Genomic DNA, 18,050 nt, shown 5'->3' with positions numbered 1-18,050 from the left:
CAGTCAGTCGACATGATGAAGGCTCTCCACCAACATCAGCAGCGTCATGGATTGCCCGTAGGGCATCGGGCATAGCGGGATGTCGCGATAAAACTGTAACGTACGCCCCATGCGCGTTCCGTAAGATACGCCGTGAACGGCTCCTTTAGCGTCAACCTTATTCATAACCGCTTGCAGTGCCTTCAACCCGACTTCTTTGTAGACTTCGCTGATATAACCTTTGCGAACAGCCTTCAAAATGCCGTATGCAAAACCCGCAGTTGCTGAGGTTTCCTCGTAGGATGTCGGATCGTTCAGCAGTGTCGTCCACATCCCGCTCGGTCTTTGCAGCTCAGTCAGTTTCTGAATCTGACGTTCTAGCGAAGAAAGCAGGAATACTTCCACACCTAGCGGTATCTTAACGATATCTAGGTAGTCGACCAACCCTGCCGTGTACCACGCATTACCGCGACCCCAGAGCGCTTCCGCGAAATTATGCCCCTCCTTGAAACTCCAACCATGGAAAAATAGTCCCGTTTTCTTATCCGTCAAATATTTAAGATGGACGAGGAACTGACGGATACTCTCTTGGACATAGTGATCTTTGGCCAACAAAATGCCCATTCTGCCCATGAACAGCGCCGTCATATAAAGGGTATCGTCCCACAGCTCACCTTCGTTCGAATTGTCGATCGTCTCGTGCGTAATCCCAAACTCAGGCGTGCGGGGCATCTCATCAGCCGCATAACTAACCCACTCTTCACATATCCGCAAATACTCTGGATTACGCGTTTCCTCGTACAAATAGCTTAGCGTAAGCAGGGGACACATCGTGTTGACGTTCTTCGGTGGAAGCCCCTCGCGAATCCGACTGTCGAACCAATCGGTTAAATACGTAAACACATCACGATTCTGAGTTTCCTTGTAATACAAATAGAGGGAGAACAAGCCGACTCCCTGGGACCAGTCCCATTTATCCATTGTAATGATGCTGACTGGTGTGTCTTCCTGAATTGTTGCCTCCAGATTTTTCATCCCACTAATGACTTTATGAATCATGATCTCTATCTCTTGCCGCTGTATTTGCGCGATAGTCATGGTAAGCACCTCCCAATACGCACTATAAAGTGCTTATAACCATAATGTAACGCACACGCCCAGCAGTTTACATACGAGAATCTTACCCTTTTATTAGATTTCTTTACCTCTGTTCTTATATTCTTTCGGCGATTGACCTTCAAGCCGCTTGAAAACCTGATAGAAATAGGCGTATTCTTTATACCCTACCATTTCGCCTACTTCATTCACTTTATTTTTGGGATCCATGAGCAGACGCTTGGCAGTCTCTATCCGAGCCTTAGATACCAAATCCACGAAATTAATACCGGTTTCTGTACGCAGCAACCTGCTTAAATAACTGGAGCTCAGACCAAAATGTTCAGCGGTTGACGTCAAGTTGATGGTATCAGCGATATGACTGTTGATGTAATCGATAACCTTTTTCACAACAAGGCTGTACACCTTTTCCCCGCCTTCAAGCTTCTTTTTAATCGTCCCAATAAACGTTGTCAGGTAGGTAGAAGCTTCCTTCATACTCGTGAGCCGATATACATCCTCAAGAATTTGGTCGACACTTTTGCCAAGGCCGAACTCATCGCCGGTTATACGGAAATAGTAGCGTGCCACCGCAAGACAAACTTCGGAGAGCAAACCTTTCACTACAAGAATATTACCTTCGCTATAGGCGGTAATTTGTTTCAGAAAACGCTCCAAATAAGCAATCACATCTTCGCTGGATTTGTCCTCCAACATTTGGTTGAACTGCTCTAAATCCTGAATAATCGAGAATTTCCCTAGCTCCTTCTCCTGCTGACTATGATCCGGGAATAATACACTTTCCTCCATCCGGAAAAAGCTTGAATCCATAATCGAAGAAGCTTCCCGGAAAGCCTCCGGCAGCTCAAGAAGTGATTTATACACAGAACTGACCGCGATATGACAGGAAATTTGCTCCTTCATTTTAGCCATATCAATAAACTCATTGCAGAAGCTCTGCAGCTTCATTCTGAGTTCCCTCTGCGACAATACCTTGGAGAATAGACATACAAGTATGAGATTGTTATTCCGCAGAGACTCAATCACATAGAAATCACGCTTGGCAGCTAAACTATGCGCTTGTTCCGTTAGACGGAGTTGCATCTGTTGCTTAATCTTGACTGCGTTCGTTGCACCAGACTGTCCCCTTCTATCTTCTGGACGAACAATTTGCACAACGTATCGGCTATACAGGATTTCAAGTTTCTTCACTTGTTCTTCCATATCGTCTGTTCCTGTAATCAAATCACCGATTAGCTTGCTTCTAAGTGAGGGTATAGAATCGATATGTTGTTTCTCCAACTCCACGTAAGCAGACGCAATCTTGACCGTATTCTCATTCTCCTTGCGCTTGGAATCGATCTCGGATACAGCGCTACCGATTACTTGGCTTAGCTCTTCGTAATTGATCGGTTTGACGATAAAATCGAATACACCGAGTCGAACAGCCCTCTTCGCATATTCAAAATCCTGGTAACCGGTAATTAGGATTGTCTTAGCCATTGGAAGGTCCGTACTCATCCCTTCAGCCAAATCGAGCCCGCTTAAGCCAGGCATTTTGATATCGGTCACAAGAATATCTGGCTGCAGCTCCATGATTAAACGTTTACCTTCAATTCCATCCTCCGCTTGACCGACTACTGTACAATTCAGCTTATCCCAGGCGATCGTTTGCACAATTGCTTGCCGAATCAACGGTTTATCGTCTATAACCACTACTTTGTATGTCATTTGGAGCTCTCCTCCGTTAGGATGGGAAGACGAATCCGAATCGTTGTCCCCTGATCCATTTCACTCATAATACTTAGACCGTAATCTTCTCCAAATAATATTTGAATCCGCTTGTGCACACTAATAATCCCAACATTTGTATGCTTATCCTTCTGTTTCAGTTTCGAGTGCTCTGGCGGGTTGAGCAAGTGTTCCTTCGTTTCCTCATCTATGCCTACGCCATTATCGGACACTTCGAGATATAGAACGTCTTCCTTGATCCAGCAGCCGATACTGACAATCCCTTTACCTACTTTCTCTTCAATCCCATGCTTGATCGAGTTTTCTACGAGTGGCTGCAGAATGAACTTAGGAACTCTAAAGGCCATCAGGCTCGTGTCAAAATAATAATTAACTTCAATTCGATTGCCATAGATGATTTGATGAATAGATAAATAGCTCCTAATATAGTCCACTTCTTCCTGCAGGTAGATAATATCCCCCTTCTTACTGATACTCTCTCTCAGCAGCTTGCCGAGAAGGTAGATCATTTCACTGACTTGTTCGTCGCCACGCAGCTTGGCTAAGCTATGAATGGACTCTAGCGTATTGTAGAGAAAATGGGGGTCAATCTGCGCCTGTAGCGCTTTATATTCGAACTGCAGCGTGCGATACTCCGCTTTTTGCTTAAGCAGCTTCTCCTCATAGACGGTGTGGATCAACTCACTGATCTTCTTCGCCATTGAATTAAATTTCTCAGCAAGCAGCCCTACCTCGTCTCTACTTCTGGGAACAATCACTTTATGGGTAAAGTCTACGGAGAAGTGAGTCATACTCTGGAGCAGCAGTCGAACATTGCCTGTGATGTTTCTAGAAATAACCACTGCTAGAATGAACGCCAGGGATAGTGAGATAAGAATGGTGCTCAATGTCCAAAACTTTATGACTTCCGTGCCACGTGTTAATTCGTTGACAGCGATGACTTGGACAATCATCCACTTGTCATAGGGTGTTGAAATTATAGTAGAAATGTACGTTTGCCCTTCAAATTGAAAACCTTCATTAAGACTGGGCTTTTGAGCGTACATCTTGTTTTCGATGAAATAGCGAGTCGGCTCGGAAACAAGCCTATCGAACAACAGCGGCTCGAGTACTTCGTTTAGGATGACGATGTTCCCCTTCGTAAGTTCGTCCACATTCGTGTAAATGCTACCGATCAGATTAATATCCACACCGACGATAATGATACCCACATAACGGCTAGACGTAACGTCATATACAGCCTTTTCCATGAAGATAACGTTGCTATTTCCTGGAACCCAGGAAGTGCGACCACGCTGATCTTTAATCATCTCAACGTCCAGATTAATCAATTGTTTATTGTAGTTCTGGGTTGCACTGCGTTCGAATCCGAAGGGGTTGCCTGCCGTATCGATGACCATGACCGACAAGTAATCATCTTTGGAAAATACTAAATCTTTCATGAATTCACTAATTACCTTATTTTTCATATACAAATCGGATTCACTTGCATCTTCAGAAATGCCCAGCGTCGTATTGAGCGTGGAATTGCGGAATTGTTGGAATACGTGCTCCTCGATATCCTTGGTTCGTTTCTCGAGGTTAATCCCAATTTGTTCAATTAAATATTGAGAGAAAACCGATGTATTCTGTTTGATTACGCTTACAGATACATAGTAATTAACGATGCTAATCATTAGCACGGTTAATAAGACCATCACTGAAAAGGACAACAGAAACTTCGTGCGCAGCTTCAAATTCAGAAATTTAGAAATCACCTTAGACAAACGCTTCACCTGCATTCTGATGGAATGGCAAGTGCGTGAGCCAACAGCTCACGCACTTATTGTTAGCATTATAAACCTTTCCACGGTAATCGGCTATCGATTGTGTTCATTAGTACTTATCATAATTGAGTTCCATCGTTGCAAATCCACAGAACTCTGGAAAGCTGTGCAGCACTTTGTTAATCTCATCCTGGCTATAGCCCATTTTACGAAGATGCATCTGCTTAACCGTTTCGGCGGCATTCTGAGCAGATATGAAATCCTCCATATGCTCGAATAGCTTCGCACCCCATTTCTGCCCAAATCCAACATGAAGGCGCTCGTCAGCAATATCATATTCGGATTGGATAGATGACAATGGATCACCATGCTTCATGAAGGCACCAATCGACTTGCGCTTCTTTATGAAAGAACAGGGCTCCATAACCATTGTTAGACTGGCATAGAACTCTGGAAACACCTGATCCATCGTTTCTGGCGTCGGCGCCGTAGACGGATGCCAAGAGAAATCCTCCGTACGATAGCCCATCTGTTTCAATCGACGAACACCCATTTGACTATGACGAACTTCATCCCACGTGTGCCGTGCTACATCCAGGTAGAAATCTACTGGCATTTTCTGTACGCCGTAGTACAGATAGGTGAGGCTTTCCACAGCCGACATTTCACTGGCATTGATGAAAATCATATGTTTCAAGCTATCGTAAGTGGGAGATTTCGGATCGAACATGGCGCTTTTATATTTAGTCAGATCGACATGCGGATACTTGGGATCGTTAGCAGGCTTCAGTGGGATCGGGCCTGCTGGGTCGAGAACCGGATGGTCAGGCCAATCAATCTTTTTCACCGATGATGATTTCTCAAGCACCTTCCATACGTGATCGATATAAACTAGCCAACTATGATACGCATCACGCTTCTGCCCATCTTCCACATAAGCAAACTTCACGTAAGGAATGCCCCAGGAAAGCATCTGCTCCTTATCCAGCTCGATATATCGCAGTTTATCAAACGTCGGTCCGTCGAGGATCGGATCCAGCGTTTCATGAAATGCGGTATACTGCTCATAAAGCTTCTGGACGATGAATTTATAGCCCGCAGCAAATTCAATCAGCCCTCCCGCTTGCGTAATACGCTGACAGGCTTCTTGGAGGCCACTTGGCGTCCAGGCTTTATCGTTGATATCGGCTCCCGGCAACTCACTGATTCGTTCACGCAGCTGTACCATATGCTGGGTGTGCAGGTACGACAATCGCACAAGTTCCCCTTTCAGATCCCAATCCGGAACAGACGAGACCCAGCCCATCGTCATTCGTGACAGCTCGAACTCTAACCAGAAGCACATCTTTAGCAGCTTTGCGGTATCTATCGGCCGCAGCAGCGAGCCTTTATAGGAAGATGCAGCTTCAAGGAAGCTGTAATCCGTTACGTCCACTTCAATTCTCTTCGCCATTGATACTACCCCCCCATAAGAAGAAATGACTTTAAGCTTTCACTCTATCGTGTAAACGGCACGATACTCCGTTCCACACCCTTGCCTTCTTACCAATACACCGGATCGTTTCTTAGCTGTTGTATCTTCGTAGCCCTCAAATACATATATCTCGGTGCCCATGCACCCTTCCATTCGAAGCGTCAACGTGCGTTCTGCCAAAACCCAGCGTATCGACCAGCTCTCATCAGTCGTGCAAACACGCAGATTCATCAAGTGCTGATAGCCAAACTCACTCCCGATGGGCGCACACGGCTGTGTTTCGAACGCCGTCTCCATCCTCCCTTGGCAATGAAAAAGCCAATCTGTCTGATGTTCATCCGCGGTGATGACCTCAAACGTATCCGAGATGCATCCTTCTTGAAGCTGAATATCGCGCACATAATCGACACCAGGATATACATCCTTAGCTTTGGCACGGATGCAGTTCCTCTCCGGTTCGAATTGTTCGACAAACCCCCGCTCCGAACAGATCTGATCGACGCCATCGACGATGACCGTATTATGGGCAATTGTCTTCCGCTGCCATTCTAGAAATAAGAAAGAACCATAGCCATTCGAGGAAATATCGTGAGACCATAAGAAATCCGCGTGGAACAGCTCGATATTCATGAAATCAGGGTGCGCATGGCTCCGCGTATTCAGTCCGTATTTCATAAATAAAGCCGTTTTTCCTGCGCGTAACGAGCAAATAAGAGAAGCCGGAAAGTTTTTCGTGACGCGGAGCATCTCTTCCCCTGCATATTCCCCTTTGCCGAAGAGGAGACGCTGAACCCACCCTTCAGGTGAATTTTCGATCATCCCTCCATAAGCCATCGCCCGCCGATAGTACGCTTCATAGGATCTGGAAAGCGCATATTCAAAAGCTGGATCTGGAAACAATCGATTCGCGTACTCATACTGTCCCGCATAGTGAGTCAGTGCGATATTTGGCCAGCCATCATTCGGATTCGGGAAAACACCGTTATCGAACACAAGCTCAGCTGGGAACACATACATCCGTTTAACAATCTCTTCCATTCCCTTGCATGTCACATCATACATACGGGCGAACAACAGGAAATAAGTAAATGGTTCTACACAATAGAAATGATAGTGAAATGAACCTTCGTACCAGAATCCTTCCGCTGTTACACCCTGCTGCAATTGCTGCAGCAAGCCGAATGGCCCCTCCAAGGCTTTCTCCACGTAGCTGCGATCACCGAAGAACATTCCCGTCATGCCCACAGCCGCCTTCATCCAACACGTAATGTTGTGAATACTGGTACAGAGTCTTTCCAGCAGCTCTACCTGGGGATCGAATAGATGACTTTTGTAGTGCCGAAGCTCTGTGGCGCTTAGCGTCTCCTTCACCATCTCCATGCCCTGCAATAGCCAAATCATGCCAACCGCATCACAGAGATTAATGCCGGCTATTTTTCCAACATAACCGGCGGGAACGTCTACCTGGAGCTGCTCATAATGATCGCTATAGAATGACAAGACGCTGCGGATGTAAGCCGGGTAACGTTCATCGCCCGTGAGCCGATACAACACCCCTGCATAAAAAACGTGTTTGTGCGCTTCATCCCGGTACAAATAATTCCATGCTTGATCGAAACGTGCACCCTTATTGACGTGGCCACAGCTTCCGCAGCTATTCACATGAGGTGCTTCCCTCTCGAAATCAATCCTACTCCCGCAAGCCTCACAGAAATAGTTATGACCCCACCCCGTAATTCTCCTTGGGTCATCTGCGTAATGAGTGACCCACCACTCCGTGGTCTCAAGCAGCGTATCATAGACGGTCTTCGCCCACGCTTCCGTCCGAATTTTCTCTTGAACAACCTGCCAATCCTGTACATAGCTCACGTTAACACTCGTCCCCTTCATACTTCGTGCAATTTACGATCGACAGTATACCTTAACGACTATCGTGTCATTCCGATCAATGCGCGATCTAGATCTTCGATAATTGAGTCTGCACGCTCCAGACCAACCGAAATGCGCATTAGACCGATAGGAATTCCTGACAAGAGGGATGTCTCCTCGTTGACCCATAGCCCAGGGGAATTGATGAGACTCTCGAAACCACCCCAGCTAGGACCTTCTTCGAAATAGCGTAAGCTTTTCATCATCTTCATAATCTGCTGTTTGTCACCCTTAGGCACGAAGCTTAGTAAACCGGAGTAACCGGACATCTGCCTGCACCCAAGCTCGTATTGCGGATGGCTAGGCAAACCTGGATAGTAGACAGCGGATACGTGAGAATGACCCTCGAGGAAAGCAGCGACCTTCTTGCCATTCTCCTCATGCTGCTTCATGCGAACCGCGAGGGTCCGCAAGCTCCGAATGAGCAGCCAGGATTGATGTGGATCCATAACAGCCCCATACAAACTTCTTTCGTTATTTGTAATCGATTCTAGAATCTGCTTGCTGCCAATGATGACACCACCCAGAATATCGCTGTGTCCACCCAAATACTTCGATGCGGAGTGAACTACAAGATCGATACCATAGGCAAGGGGATTCTGATAGAGCGGCGTCGCCCATGTATTATCAATAATCGTCGCAATCCCGTAAGATTTCGCCAATGAAGAGATTGCCTGCAGATCCTGAAGCGAGAAAATGTTCGATACCGGGCTCTCCAAATAAATAACTTTCGTATTCGGGCGGATCGCTTGTTCGAATTCCTCGATGTTTTCCCCTGATACGAGCGTAACCTCACAGCCGAACTTCTTCATGTAGGTTTCCAGAAAGGCTTTCGCTGGTACGTAGGCTGCGCGAGGACAAATCACATGGCTATCTTTCTCAAGATAGTAAGATAAGGCAGCGCTTATAGCGGCCATTCCCGAAGAGAAGCAGCGTGCTTCCTCCCCACCCTCGAGGGCTGCGATTTTCATTTCGGCAATCTCCGTCGTTGGATTGGCAACGCGCGTATACGTATACCCGTGATTAACCGTTTTCCTTGTGAACAGTGAATTTTGAAAAATAGGCGGGACGATGGCACCCAAAAAACGGTCATAATCGTCACCAAGATGAGCAAGAAGGTCTTCCTTACTCTTCATATCATCTTTGTCCATAGCTACCCTCCTCCTTACGATCTGGAGGCTAATAGTGGGAACATCCGACCTGCCAATGGTTGATTTTCCTGCAAGTTCAAATCCATCGTTATCGCATGTTTCTTCCCATTAAAGGTCGTTCCATCTGGCATGTAAATAATTGCCAGTGCACGCCTAGGTTTATCCGTTACATTTGAATGCGCATAGTGAAAGGTAAGTCCATTATGAAACGTACAACTACCAGCTTTTAAAGGCACTTTTACAGGCTTCGCATTCTCATAATCGGTCCCTTTAACGAACTCGAATAAATCCTGAGGATTGGCCAAATCGATATGGTTGAGTTTACCGGCATTTTGCGATTTCGGTACGAACATCATGCAACCATTCGACTCATCCACGTCATCGAGTGCGATCCATATCGACATAGCTCCCTGCTCCGTCATCGGCCAATAAGGGTAATCTTGATGCCACGGGGTTGGTTTCGAATCACCTGGCATTTTCCATAGGGCATGATCGTGAAAGAGACGAATGCCGCTAGCCCCCGTAAGCTCGAGTGCCATTTGCGCAAACCGCGGGTTGAATGAATATTTATGCATGCCGGCATGATCCCGCCAGACGTTAACACGCTGGTTAAGCACGCGGTAGTAACTGCCGCCTTTTTTATCCGTTTGCAATGATAGCGACGCAGACTCCTCAACCATCACTTCTTCCATACATTGACGAAGCTCAATTAACTCTTGCTCATTCAGTACATTATCCACTTGAACGAACCCGTTCTCTTGATAAAATGTGCGTTGCTCCAAGGTTAACAGCGATTGAATAGCATTGGTCATGGCAGCCAGCTCCTTTTGTACTTTCTGTACTTTAATTTCACTTTAACATGTGTACAAGGGAGCAGACTTGGGGAATCCGTCAGAGTTTCAAGGTGATTTACCAGCTTTCCTTCTATCTGCATATACTCTATGATAAAAAGAAAAGAAGCACTTATCTTCCTTTCTGGAGGTCTTGCCCGATGACCCGATTTCAAAATGAAACCTACTTGGAAGCGCACGAATTCCCCTTTCATCTCGAGCAGTACACGTTCAAAAAAAAAGAATCCGTCAAGCCACATTCACACGAATTCGTCGAGTTTGTGTATGTGGTAGAGGGATCGGGTCGCCATATCTATGCAGGAGCGGAGTACCTTATTCAAGAAGGTGATGTATTCGTCATCGAGCCAGATGTGGAGCATGCTTATTTCGTGGATGAACATCTCATCGTTTACAACATACTGTTTGCTCCATCTATTTTAAGTCACGAGCTGCAGTCGTTATCCAACGTAACGTCGTTCGTCGACTTTTTCTATGTGGAGCCTTTTCTGCGGCAGTCCGTCCATTTTCAGTCTCATCTTAGGCTGAATCCACACCAAAGGATTGAGATGAAATTGCTGCTTGACCGCATTCTTAACGAGTACACCGAGAAGATGCTCGGCTATCGCCTGCTCGTGAAGACTAGGCTCATCGAAATGTTCGTATTCCTCAGCCGTTGTTACGATCAAATGCTGCATAAACCAATGACGGCGCTAGCCTCTGAGCATAAAATCATTGAGCGCGTAGCCGAGTTTATCGAGCTGCATCACGCGAATCCGCTGTCGCTTGCCCAAGTCAGCCAGATGTGCGGCATGAGTCAGTCCGCCTTCACCTCTAGGTTTAAGCAGTACATGGGCAAGACCTTCATCGAATTTCGCAATGAAATTCGCATACGGATAGCGAAAGAGCTGATGCTTTCTACGAATAGCAACATTTTACTGATAGCACAAGAGGTCGGCTTCGACGACTTGAGCTTTTTCAATAAGCTTTTTAAACAGATGCATGGAATCTCGCCCGGCAAATTCCGCAAAAGTCAGAAGGAAGCTTAACGTCAGCACCTGCCTAAACAAAGCTATTCGAATCTATCCGATCGCACGAATCTGAATATCCCAATCCGCCAACTGCTCATGGACCGCCTCTACTTGAATTTCTAGCGGAACAGCAACGTGCATCACTCGTTTTCCCTCTTCCTTGGACCACGATACATCGATACGCCCATAAGCAGTCGGAACGCTCCCCTCTGCCCAGAGCAGTTCAGTCACAGGCGGGGCGATTCGAATTTTCCGGTAGCCCTCCTCTAATTTCTCAATGCCCAACAGCTGATTACCAAGGACAAAAGCTGGCGCAGCTGACCAAGCATGCGCATGACTCCTTGGGAATACCTGAAAGGTTTCCCACGTAGTGGTGGCGCCATATCGGATCATTTGCCCCCAATCGGTCTTAATTTGCGCCAGTGTGCGATCCAGTTCACCGAAACGCTTCCACACCTCAAACAAATAGAACGAGAAAAAGGGAGAGCCAATTTGAATCCAATCCTCTGGTGGGTTCAGCAGCAGAGGTTCGATAACCGCTGCCTGTCGCTCTCCCAGGCAGCCCGCCAGATACAGCAACACATGTGTCTGGAGACTTGTCGTTGTCGAAGGCTTACCGTTACGGTGAATACCGTCTAGGTAGACTTGAGCCTCATCGTCCCATAAATGTTCAATAAGCGCCCGCTTCAAACTCGCTGCGTGATCATGCAGCGTTCTCGCCTCGGTGTGTAGTCCCAACGATTCCGCCATCTCTGCTGCGATTTGGTGGCACTGGGCCAACTGCGCCTGCTGCGCTGTGACGACACCAACCGATGGAATATCGATTGGCGCCCAATCTAGCATATTCCAAGAACTAGTATCAAACAGGCTATCTTTGTTGAGAAAGCCCCTATACGCTTCAAGTGTTATCCTGATTTCCGGATAGATGACCTCGATGAATGTATGATCACCGCTGTAATCCACATACTCCTTACAGGCGATAATCCAACTAAAGGTCCACATCGGAATCGCCGCCTGCCAATCCGTAGGGAATAAGGCAAGCAGAAGTGGACTTTGACGCCGCGAACGAGGTACCATTTCCAAGCAATGCCTGACCAGCTCATAGGAACCGAACAACTGATAGTTAACAAGTGCGCTCACTCGGCAATCTCCTACCCAGAATACCTGCTCATAGGTGGGACAATCGACGAACGTATCCTCCATGCACATGTGCGATGTATGTCTGGAGATTTCCCAAATGTCATTCAGCAAGGGATCTGAACAGCGGAATAACGCTTTATCCGTGGCAGGGTAACTAGATTGGTGCAGCTGAACTCGGTGAATCCTTATCTGCATATTAGCGTTACGCACCGCCACGATCACATATCGGAAGCCCATCCGGGTGAAGCTCTTGAACACCTGTCTACCTTCACGGCATATGTATCGGAATGAATTATTGCAGCCGGATGTATAGGCATTGGCGCCATTGACGCGGTTCTCGAAGCCATAAACATCGATCACCGCCCCTTGGGGTGCATCAACTTCTAGTTCAATCGTACCTACATAAATTTTCCCGAAATCCAATATGATTTCGAGATCTCCGCCTTCTACGGTATCAGGAAGTACTGTAGGCAGCAGATGATCATGGAGCATTCGCTCCAGCTGGTTCGTAATGGGATAGTGCTTGACGAATCGTTTACGCATCATCAACGAATAGATCATTTGATTAACGAGCACATGCCTAGGATGAACATTTTTGCACATGTCATGGTACGCCTCGAACGCCTTCAAAGTGGAGCAAGCCCCGATTTCCAGCAGCAGCGCATGTTCGTGATTCAGACCTGTTCTCTTCTCAACGCCCCCGTATACTGGCTTAAAACCATCGGCATACGATTCTATCGTCTCGAATGGGCCAATGGTTACGAATGAGGCATCTTGAACACCACTAATTGGATGAGCAAACTGTAGCTCCGAATCGAAATCGAATTCCATATGGCAGAACAAATCATTATGAACGCCGCAAATTTCCATCATGAACAGATGCTCTCCGGCAGCCAGCTGTATCTCGTCATTATGAACATACCAGCGGTCATCGATCTTGAACCGTCCCTGAACACCGTTCCATTTGGAATGTGCAAATGTTAAACGACCTTTGGCTTCTGTCTCAGCCACCAGCCTAACGGCCAAAAACCCGCTGAATATCTTCGCATTCGCATCGCGCGAGCCTGGATACAGATTATCCCGCATATTGATGGATATCACTTGGAGGATGGGTGCAATTTCACTAAGTGCAAGGATCTGCTTCGGCCTGACGATCTGTGTGGACAACGGCTCAATGACTCGGGGATACAGTCTTCCCCAAGGTGCGCCGCCGTAGGGAGCAACAACCTCACTCCTCACCCAACTCTCGTCATCGTAGGAAGGAAACACCCATTGTTCACTCATCGCATTGGCATCGTATATTTCCATCCAACCCAAATTCACATTTCGTTTGACGACATCAGCATCATATCCCTCATGCCGCTGACAGAGCCATGTTTCATCTGTGCCGATCACTTGAATACCTTCGCTGCCCTGCAAGCATAATTCAGCAATAAGACCCGCTTCATTCTCAATGTATTGATAATTGGAATGACCATAGTGCCAGACCTGCACGGCAATGACATTCGTAACTGGTTGCAATAGGTGAGTAATATCAAACTCATCGTAATACCAGTGATCCGCTGTGGAACGAATAGGTCCTTCTCCAAGCTCCGTTCCATTTACCCATAGCCTATACCTAGTATCCGCAGAGATAGACAGTATCGCTCGATTAGATACGTCTGACTCGTATGTAAACGTTTTCCGAAAAAGGATGTGCTCATTAATCGGTCTTCGGTCTCCCGACTTCCATATCCAATTCGCCTGTTCGAACATGCGGCGCTCCCCACTTTCTGTAAAAGTTATTCGTATTCTTCGAATATCCGTGCTTCGATTCGTTCTGCTATTTGGACATGCAGTGCGCGATCCGGGTGATTGATGCCATTGGCCAATCTAGCATGAGGTGCTTGCCCCTTCAGCAACCAGTCTTCGAATAGTGCATATATGTCCACGTAAGCCAGCTTTTCTTGCTCTAAATACTCCTTCAGCGCTAGGGTATACAGCCGTAAATATCCTTTCTCTGCCGTATCTGTAAAGCGAGGCAATACGGTTCGATCCTTCTCATGAATGTTATCGTTGTCCTGCAACATCATCATGTTTGGCGTAAGTAAAAGGAGATCTGCTTCTGTATCTCGCTTCACAGTTCGCACTAACGCGTCCATTTTCTCCAAATATGGCTTAAGCCCTGCCTCCCCAGCATGACAATCATTTACGCCGAAGCCAATGGTCACAAGATCCGGTTGATACGCAATCACATCTCGCTGCCATCTCTCTTCCGACTTAACAGCCGTATCACCCGATACGCCAGCATTGATGACATTCATAATCGTCGTAGGATACCGTTTAACGATACGACTCTTTAGCAGATTGTGGTAGACTTGCACATGCTCGATGGTAGCGTATTCCATACATCCTTGGGTCACACTATCACCGAAGGCCACGTAGGTAACGGGACGAGCCCGCACATCTTCTGCTTTCTCCTTTAGACGCTTATGGAATCTGGCAAAAGCACTCATAACGGATCGACCAACGTATCCGGATTATGATAGTTACGTGGCCAATTGAACGGCTTTAATTGCTGCAGCAACTCTGGCGGCAACGGCTTGCCGTCCGACACTTTGAGATTGACTTCCACTTCGTTCACGTTGCGCATCCCCGGAATGACGCAGCTTACAGCTTCATCCGACAGACAGAAACGAAGCGCCACTTCAGCAAGCGTCATCGTCGCATCGTATTCACGGATCATCCGTTTGATCGCATCCACCTTCTCCAGTGTCCGCAGGAAACGATCGCCATTGAAATAGGTACGTCTAACATCGCCTGGTGCGAACGTATCGTAAGTTTCCGGTGTCCAGCTGCCGATCAGTGAACCTTCGTCAAAGGGGACCCGGGCAAGAATAGCCACGCCATTCTTCTTACATACAGGTAACAGTTCCTCTGCCGGCCTCTGTTCAAAAATATTATAAACAACCTGCTCAGCTTGGATCAGCCCAGCCTCTGCTAGCGCAATGCCGTCCTGCGGACGATAATCCCGAATGGACACACCGAATTCACGGATTTTGCCTTCCTTCTGGAGCTCCATCAATGCCTCATGCCATTCTAGATCCTCTAACCCCTTAGGGAACCAACCATGCAGCTGAAATAAATCAATGGTTTCCACACCTAGCCTTGTCAAGCTGTCTTCGCACTGCTTGCGAATGTGAGCTTTGGGATAGCGCCCTATCATAGCTGGATTAAGCTCATTCGGATGTGGCCATTGAACGGGCTGCACCTTGGAAGCTATATAGATATGATTGTGGTGCCATTCCTTGAGTGCCTGACCGATGACTTCCTCAGAGTGGCCTTTCCCATACATTTGAGCTGTATCTACCAGGTTGATTCCCCGATCCCAGGCTTCAAGCAGCGTCTTAACTGAATCACGGTCATCCACTTGACCGAAAGCCCCGCCACCCCCAATCTGCCAGCCTCCGAAACCAACCTCTGAAATGTCCCATTGCGTATTGCCAAATTTCCGATATTGCATAAGAAGCATTCTCCTCCCTCGAATCACCTTTCAGTATAAGGCGTTTACGAAGCGATTTTCTTGGTCGATCTGCCAGAAAAAGCACGCCAAATTCGAACTTCACAGCTCAGAACGGATGAGGTAGAATGTAGGAAATTCCGGACATTCCCACGTATCTGCGTCCGAATACATGGAGGGACGAAACGTATATGAAGGAGGAATTGATTTCTATGCGAGGCGAACATCATTTAAGTTTTACCGAGGATGGGGCGTGGTGTTTCTTCGCTGATCCACGGGCAGTCCGTTATGTCGGGCAGCATGACCGTACTTATGTCGGTTGGTTAACGAAGCACGGCGACGTCATGATCGGCACCTACGATCATCGTGATGGGACACTCCACGCCGCAACGATAAAGCCAAGTCTACAGAAGGATGATCATGCGAATCCCTCGCTATTTGTCCCAACCGATGGACGTGCGATCATCTACTACTCTGCTCATAATGGGAAGACGATGTATTACCGTCAAATGGAAACGGCAGAGGATATCGCATCCTTTGGCGCTGAACAAGAACTTCCGGAGAATACGAGCGGCATGCATGGATATACATATCCCAATCCGATTTATCTCCACCAGGAACAAAAGCAATATTTGTTCTGGCGTGGCGGTAATTTCAAACCCAATTTCAGTTCTTTACCCGATAAAGAGGGGACATGGTCGGAACCCCAAACCTTAATAAGGGGAGACGGAGCGCGCCCTTACGTCAAATACGCTGGCAATGGGAAGGATACCATCTGGTTTGCTTTTACCGATGGACACCCCAATATAGAACCGCACAACAGCATCTACTGTGCTTGCATCCAAGATGGCATCATCACTCATTCGGACGGTTCAACCATTAAACCGCTATCCGACCTGCCTATGCTTCCCCGTGAAGCCGATGTGGTGTTCGACGGAATCCTGCACGATACGAAGGCATGGATCTGGGATATTGCGGTGGATGCCCACGGTCGTCCTGCCATCGTATACGCCGTCTTCCACTCAAATACGGATCACCGCTATTGGTACAGCTATTGGAACGGCGATGCCTGGGAGAACCATGAAATGACAGCCAGCGGCTCCTGGTTCCCGCAAACCGAGCAAGGCGCCGTGGAACGGGAACCCTTCTACTCAGGCGGTCTTATTCTCGATCATGCCAACCCGGCCAACGTGTATCTATCGCGTTCGGTCAATGGTATATTCGAAATCGAGCATTGGCATACGACAGATTACGGTAAAACATGGGAATCGACTGCCGTAACCACTGGGTCTTCTCACAACAACGTAAGACCCGTCCTAGCTAGGAGCAACGGGCAAGAAGACGCGCTCCTTCTATGGATGCATGGGGATTATGTGCATTTTACCAACTACGAGACAGCTTTGAAGATGAAGTTGGTCAGGAGGAAACGGTAGGGTTTCACCTCATAAACCGATCACAACAAATAAGCCCCTCATCCTTCCTATTGAAGGATGCAAGGGCTTATTCATGCGAATAATGATGGGCTCATTTTACATCAACGACGAAAGGCACTGTAAACACTTCTCCGTTATGCTGGAACTGTCCCCACAACTTATAGACTCCCGCTTCTGGGAATGAGGTCGCGAACTTAGCAACAGGACCTGTCGCCTTCTCCTCAAGGGGGTGTACATGAATGTACTGCTCAGCATCGGCTGACAGAATCACAACATGGCCTACGGCGCCTAAGTATGGCTGCAGATTTGTGATCTCCTTGTTCGTCTGAGCGTCTCGAATTGTAAAACTGAGCGTTACCTCTTCTTTGGTCTTCAAGCTGCTCAAGGAAAGTTCAACAGCCTTACCGCTAACCTCCTGCCGCAGCTTGGCATCCGCTTTGAGCACCGTATGCTCCGCCTCTTTACCGACAACCTTCACCCATTGACTGAGCGTAGTGCTCGTTCCGCCACTAGGAATAAAATCAGCAATGAGCTTATAATCCCCACCTGCATCGAAGCTTGTGCTAACCGTAAACTTGCCATTTCCTTGGTAGGTCGGATGGATATGTTGAAAGGACGATAGATTGTGATTCACAATTATCAAATGCAGCAACTTCTCATGATTCACTTGAAAATCAGTAACTGGTTTGCCGGCACCGTCCGCAATTTGGATCGTTAGTTCCGATTTCTCATTCGCTTGCAGACTTGTCGATCCGAAGGTGAACGATGCTTTCAGGTTCGTGGATGCCTCAGGCATTTTGCCCCCATGTCCGCTGTGTTCATCGCCACTTGCTGGGCTAGAGGCTGTCTCGTGACTGCCATGCTGACTCTTGCTCGAGGAGGCTTCTCTCGCACTGCCGCATGCGCTAAGTAACAGTACCGCGAGCATAGCTGTGATAAGCCCTATTTTATGAATATTCACGCGCTTCTCTCTC

Annotated in this window: 13 protein-coding genes; 2 read left to right on the top strand and 11 right to left on the bottom strand. The window is 47.4% G+C overall.

What is annotated here, in order from left to right; genetic code table 11:
• Positions 1-3: 3 nt before the first annotated feature.
• The 7 genes from bglB to ACSQ8O_RS04010 form a co-directional block, all read right to left on the bottom strand.
• Entirely contained in the window at positions 4-1,077 is a 1,074-nt protein-coding gene (gene bglB, locus ACSQ8O_RS04040) for a beta-galactosidase BglB (protein WP_436240522.1), read from the bottom strand.
• A 93-nt stretch (positions 1,078-1,170) separates the two neighbouring features.
• Positions 1,171-2,805, bottom strand: a complete 1,635-nt coding sequence (locus ACSQ8O_RS04035; RefSeq protein WP_436240521.1) for a response regulator transcription factor — start codon at positions 2,803-2,805, stop codon at positions 1,171-1,173.
• Positions 2,802-4,607, bottom strand: a complete 1,806-nt coding sequence (locus ACSQ8O_RS04030; RefSeq protein ID WP_436240520.1) for a histidine kinase — start codon at positions 4,605-4,607, stop codon at positions 2,802-2,804. The genes ACSQ8O_RS04035 and ACSQ8O_RS04030 overlap by 4 nt, the downstream gene beginning before the upstream one ends.
• Before the next feature lie 94 nt (positions 4,608-4,701).
• Positions 4,702-6,045, bottom strand: a complete 1,344-nt coding sequence (locus ACSQ8O_RS04025; RefSeq protein WP_436240519.1) for a DUF455 family protein — start codon at positions 6,043-6,045, stop codon at positions 4,702-4,704.
• Between the two features lie 39 nt (positions 6,046-6,084).
• Complete coding sequence (locus ACSQ8O_RS04020; RefSeq protein WP_436240518.1) at positions 6,085-7,935, bottom strand: heparinase II/III domain-containing protein; 1,851 nt, start codon at positions 7,933-7,935, stop codon at positions 6,085-6,087.
• 59 nt (positions 7,936-7,994) lie between these two features.
• Positions 7,995-9,146: a trans-sulfuration enzyme family protein gene (locus ACSQ8O_RS04015; RefSeq protein WP_436240517.1), complete on the bottom strand. Its 1,152-nt coding sequence runs from the start codon at positions 9,144-9,146 to the stop codon at positions 7,995-7,997.
• A 14-nt stretch (positions 9,147-9,160) separates the two neighbouring features.
• Positions 9,161-9,958, bottom strand: a complete 798-nt coding sequence (locus tag ACSQ8O_RS04010) for a phytanoyl-CoA dioxygenase family protein (protein WP_056618113.1) — start codon at positions 9,956-9,958, stop codon at positions 9,161-9,163.
• A gap of 179 nt (positions 9,959-10,137) precedes the next feature.
• Here ACSQ8O_RS04010 and ACSQ8O_RS04005 point away from each other — a divergent pair, with 179 nt between their 5' ends.
• Positions 10,138-11,022, top strand: a complete 885-nt coding sequence (locus tag ACSQ8O_RS04005) for an AraC family transcriptional regulator (RefSeq protein ID WP_436240516.1) — start codon at positions 10,138-10,140, stop codon at positions 11,020-11,022.
• Between the two features lie 33 nt (positions 11,023-11,055).
• On the opposite strand, the gene ACSQ8O_RS04000 is transcribed toward ACSQ8O_RS04005, so the two are convergent.
• The 3 genes from ACSQ8O_RS04000 to ACSQ8O_RS03990 all read right to left on the bottom strand — a co-directional run bounded on the left by ACSQ8O_RS04000 (position 11,056) and on the right by ACSQ8O_RS03990 (position 15,646).
• Positions 11,056-13,899 (bottom strand): family 78 glycoside hydrolase catalytic domain, encoded by a 2,844-nt coding sequence (locus ACSQ8O_RS04000; protein ID WP_436240515.1) that lies wholly within the window; start codon positions 13,897-13,899, stop codon positions 11,056-11,058.
• Between the two features lie 26 nt (positions 13,900-13,925).
• Positions 13,926-14,564, bottom strand: a complete 639-nt coding sequence (locus tag ACSQ8O_RS03995; protein WP_436240514.1) for an SGNH/GDSL hydrolase family protein — start codon at positions 14,562-14,564, stop codon at positions 13,926-13,928.
• 71 nt (positions 14,565-14,635) lie between these two features.
• Positions 14,636-15,646 carry an aldo/keto reductase gene (locus ACSQ8O_RS03990; protein WP_436240513.1) on the bottom strand — a complete coding sequence of 337 codons (1,011 nt, stop codon included), beginning with the start codon at positions 15,644-15,646 and terminating at the stop codon, positions 14,636-14,638.
• Positions 15,647-15,834: 188 nt separating this feature from the next.
• Between ACSQ8O_RS03990 and ACSQ8O_RS03985 the strand changes: the two genes are divergently transcribed.
• Positions 15,835-17,076, top strand: a complete 1,242-nt coding sequence (locus ACSQ8O_RS03985; RefSeq protein ID WP_436240512.1) for a BNR-4 repeat-containing protein — start codon at positions 15,835-15,837, stop codon at positions 17,074-17,076.
• Positions 17,077-17,167: 91 nt separating this feature from the next.
• Here the strand turns inward: ACSQ8O_RS03985 and ACSQ8O_RS03980 are convergent, their stop codons facing one another.
• On the bottom strand, positions 17,168-18,037 hold the full coding sequence (locus ACSQ8O_RS03980; protein ID WP_436240511.1) for a hypothetical protein: 870 nt from the start codon (positions 18,035-18,037) through the stop codon (positions 17,168-17,170).
• Positions 18,038-18,050: the final 13 nt, after the last annotated feature.

Origin of the sequence: Paenibacillus sp. LjRoot56 (assembly GCF_964253335.1) — a bacterium.
In the GTDB taxonomy this organism is placed as follows: domain Bacteria; phylum Bacillota; class Bacilli; order Paenibacillales; family NBRC-103111; genus Paenibacillus_E; species Paenibacillus_E allorhizoplanae.
The sequence above is the reverse complement of the archived record's forward strand: the minus strand, read 5'-3'. Positions and strand labels throughout refer to the sequence as shown.

Coding starts and splice junctions, on each gene's coding strand:
- bglB (WP_436240522.1), bottom strand. CDS start 1,077: ATGACTATCGCGCAAATACAGCGGCAAGAGATAGAGATCATGATTCAT.
- ACSQ8O_RS04035 (WP_436240521.1), bottom strand. CDS start 2,805: ATGACATACAAAGTAGTGGTTATAGACGATAAACCGTTGATTCGGCAA.
- ACSQ8O_RS04030 (WP_436240520.1), bottom strand. CDS start 4,607: ATGCAGGTGAAGCGTTTGTCTAAGGTGATTTCTAAATTTCTGAATTTG.
- ACSQ8O_RS04025 (WP_436240519.1), bottom strand. CDS start 6,045: ATGGCGAAGAGAATTGAAGTGGACGTAACGGATTACAGCTTCCTTGAA.
- ACSQ8O_RS04015 (WP_436240517.1), bottom strand. CDS start 9,146: ATGGACAAAGATGATATGAAGAGTAAGGAAGACCTTCTTGCTCATCTT.
- ACSQ8O_RS04010 (WP_056618113.1), bottom strand. CDS start 9,958: ATGACCAATGCTATTCAATCGCTGTTAACCTTGGAGCAACGCACATTT.
- ACSQ8O_RS04005 (WP_436240516.1), top strand. CDS start 10,138: ATGACCCGATTTCAAAATGAAACCTACTTGGAAGCGCACGAATTCCCC.
- ACSQ8O_RS04000 (WP_436240515.1), bottom strand. CDS start 13,899: ATGTTCGAACAGGCGAATTGGATATGGAAGTCGGGAGACCGAAGACCG.
- ACSQ8O_RS03990 (WP_436240513.1), bottom strand. CDS start 15,646: ATGCAATATCGGAAATTTGGCAATACGCAATGGGACATTTCAGAGGTT.
- ACSQ8O_RS03985 (WP_436240512.1), top strand. CDS start 15,835: ATGAAGGAGGAATTGATTTCTATGCGAGGCGAACATCATTTAAGTTTT.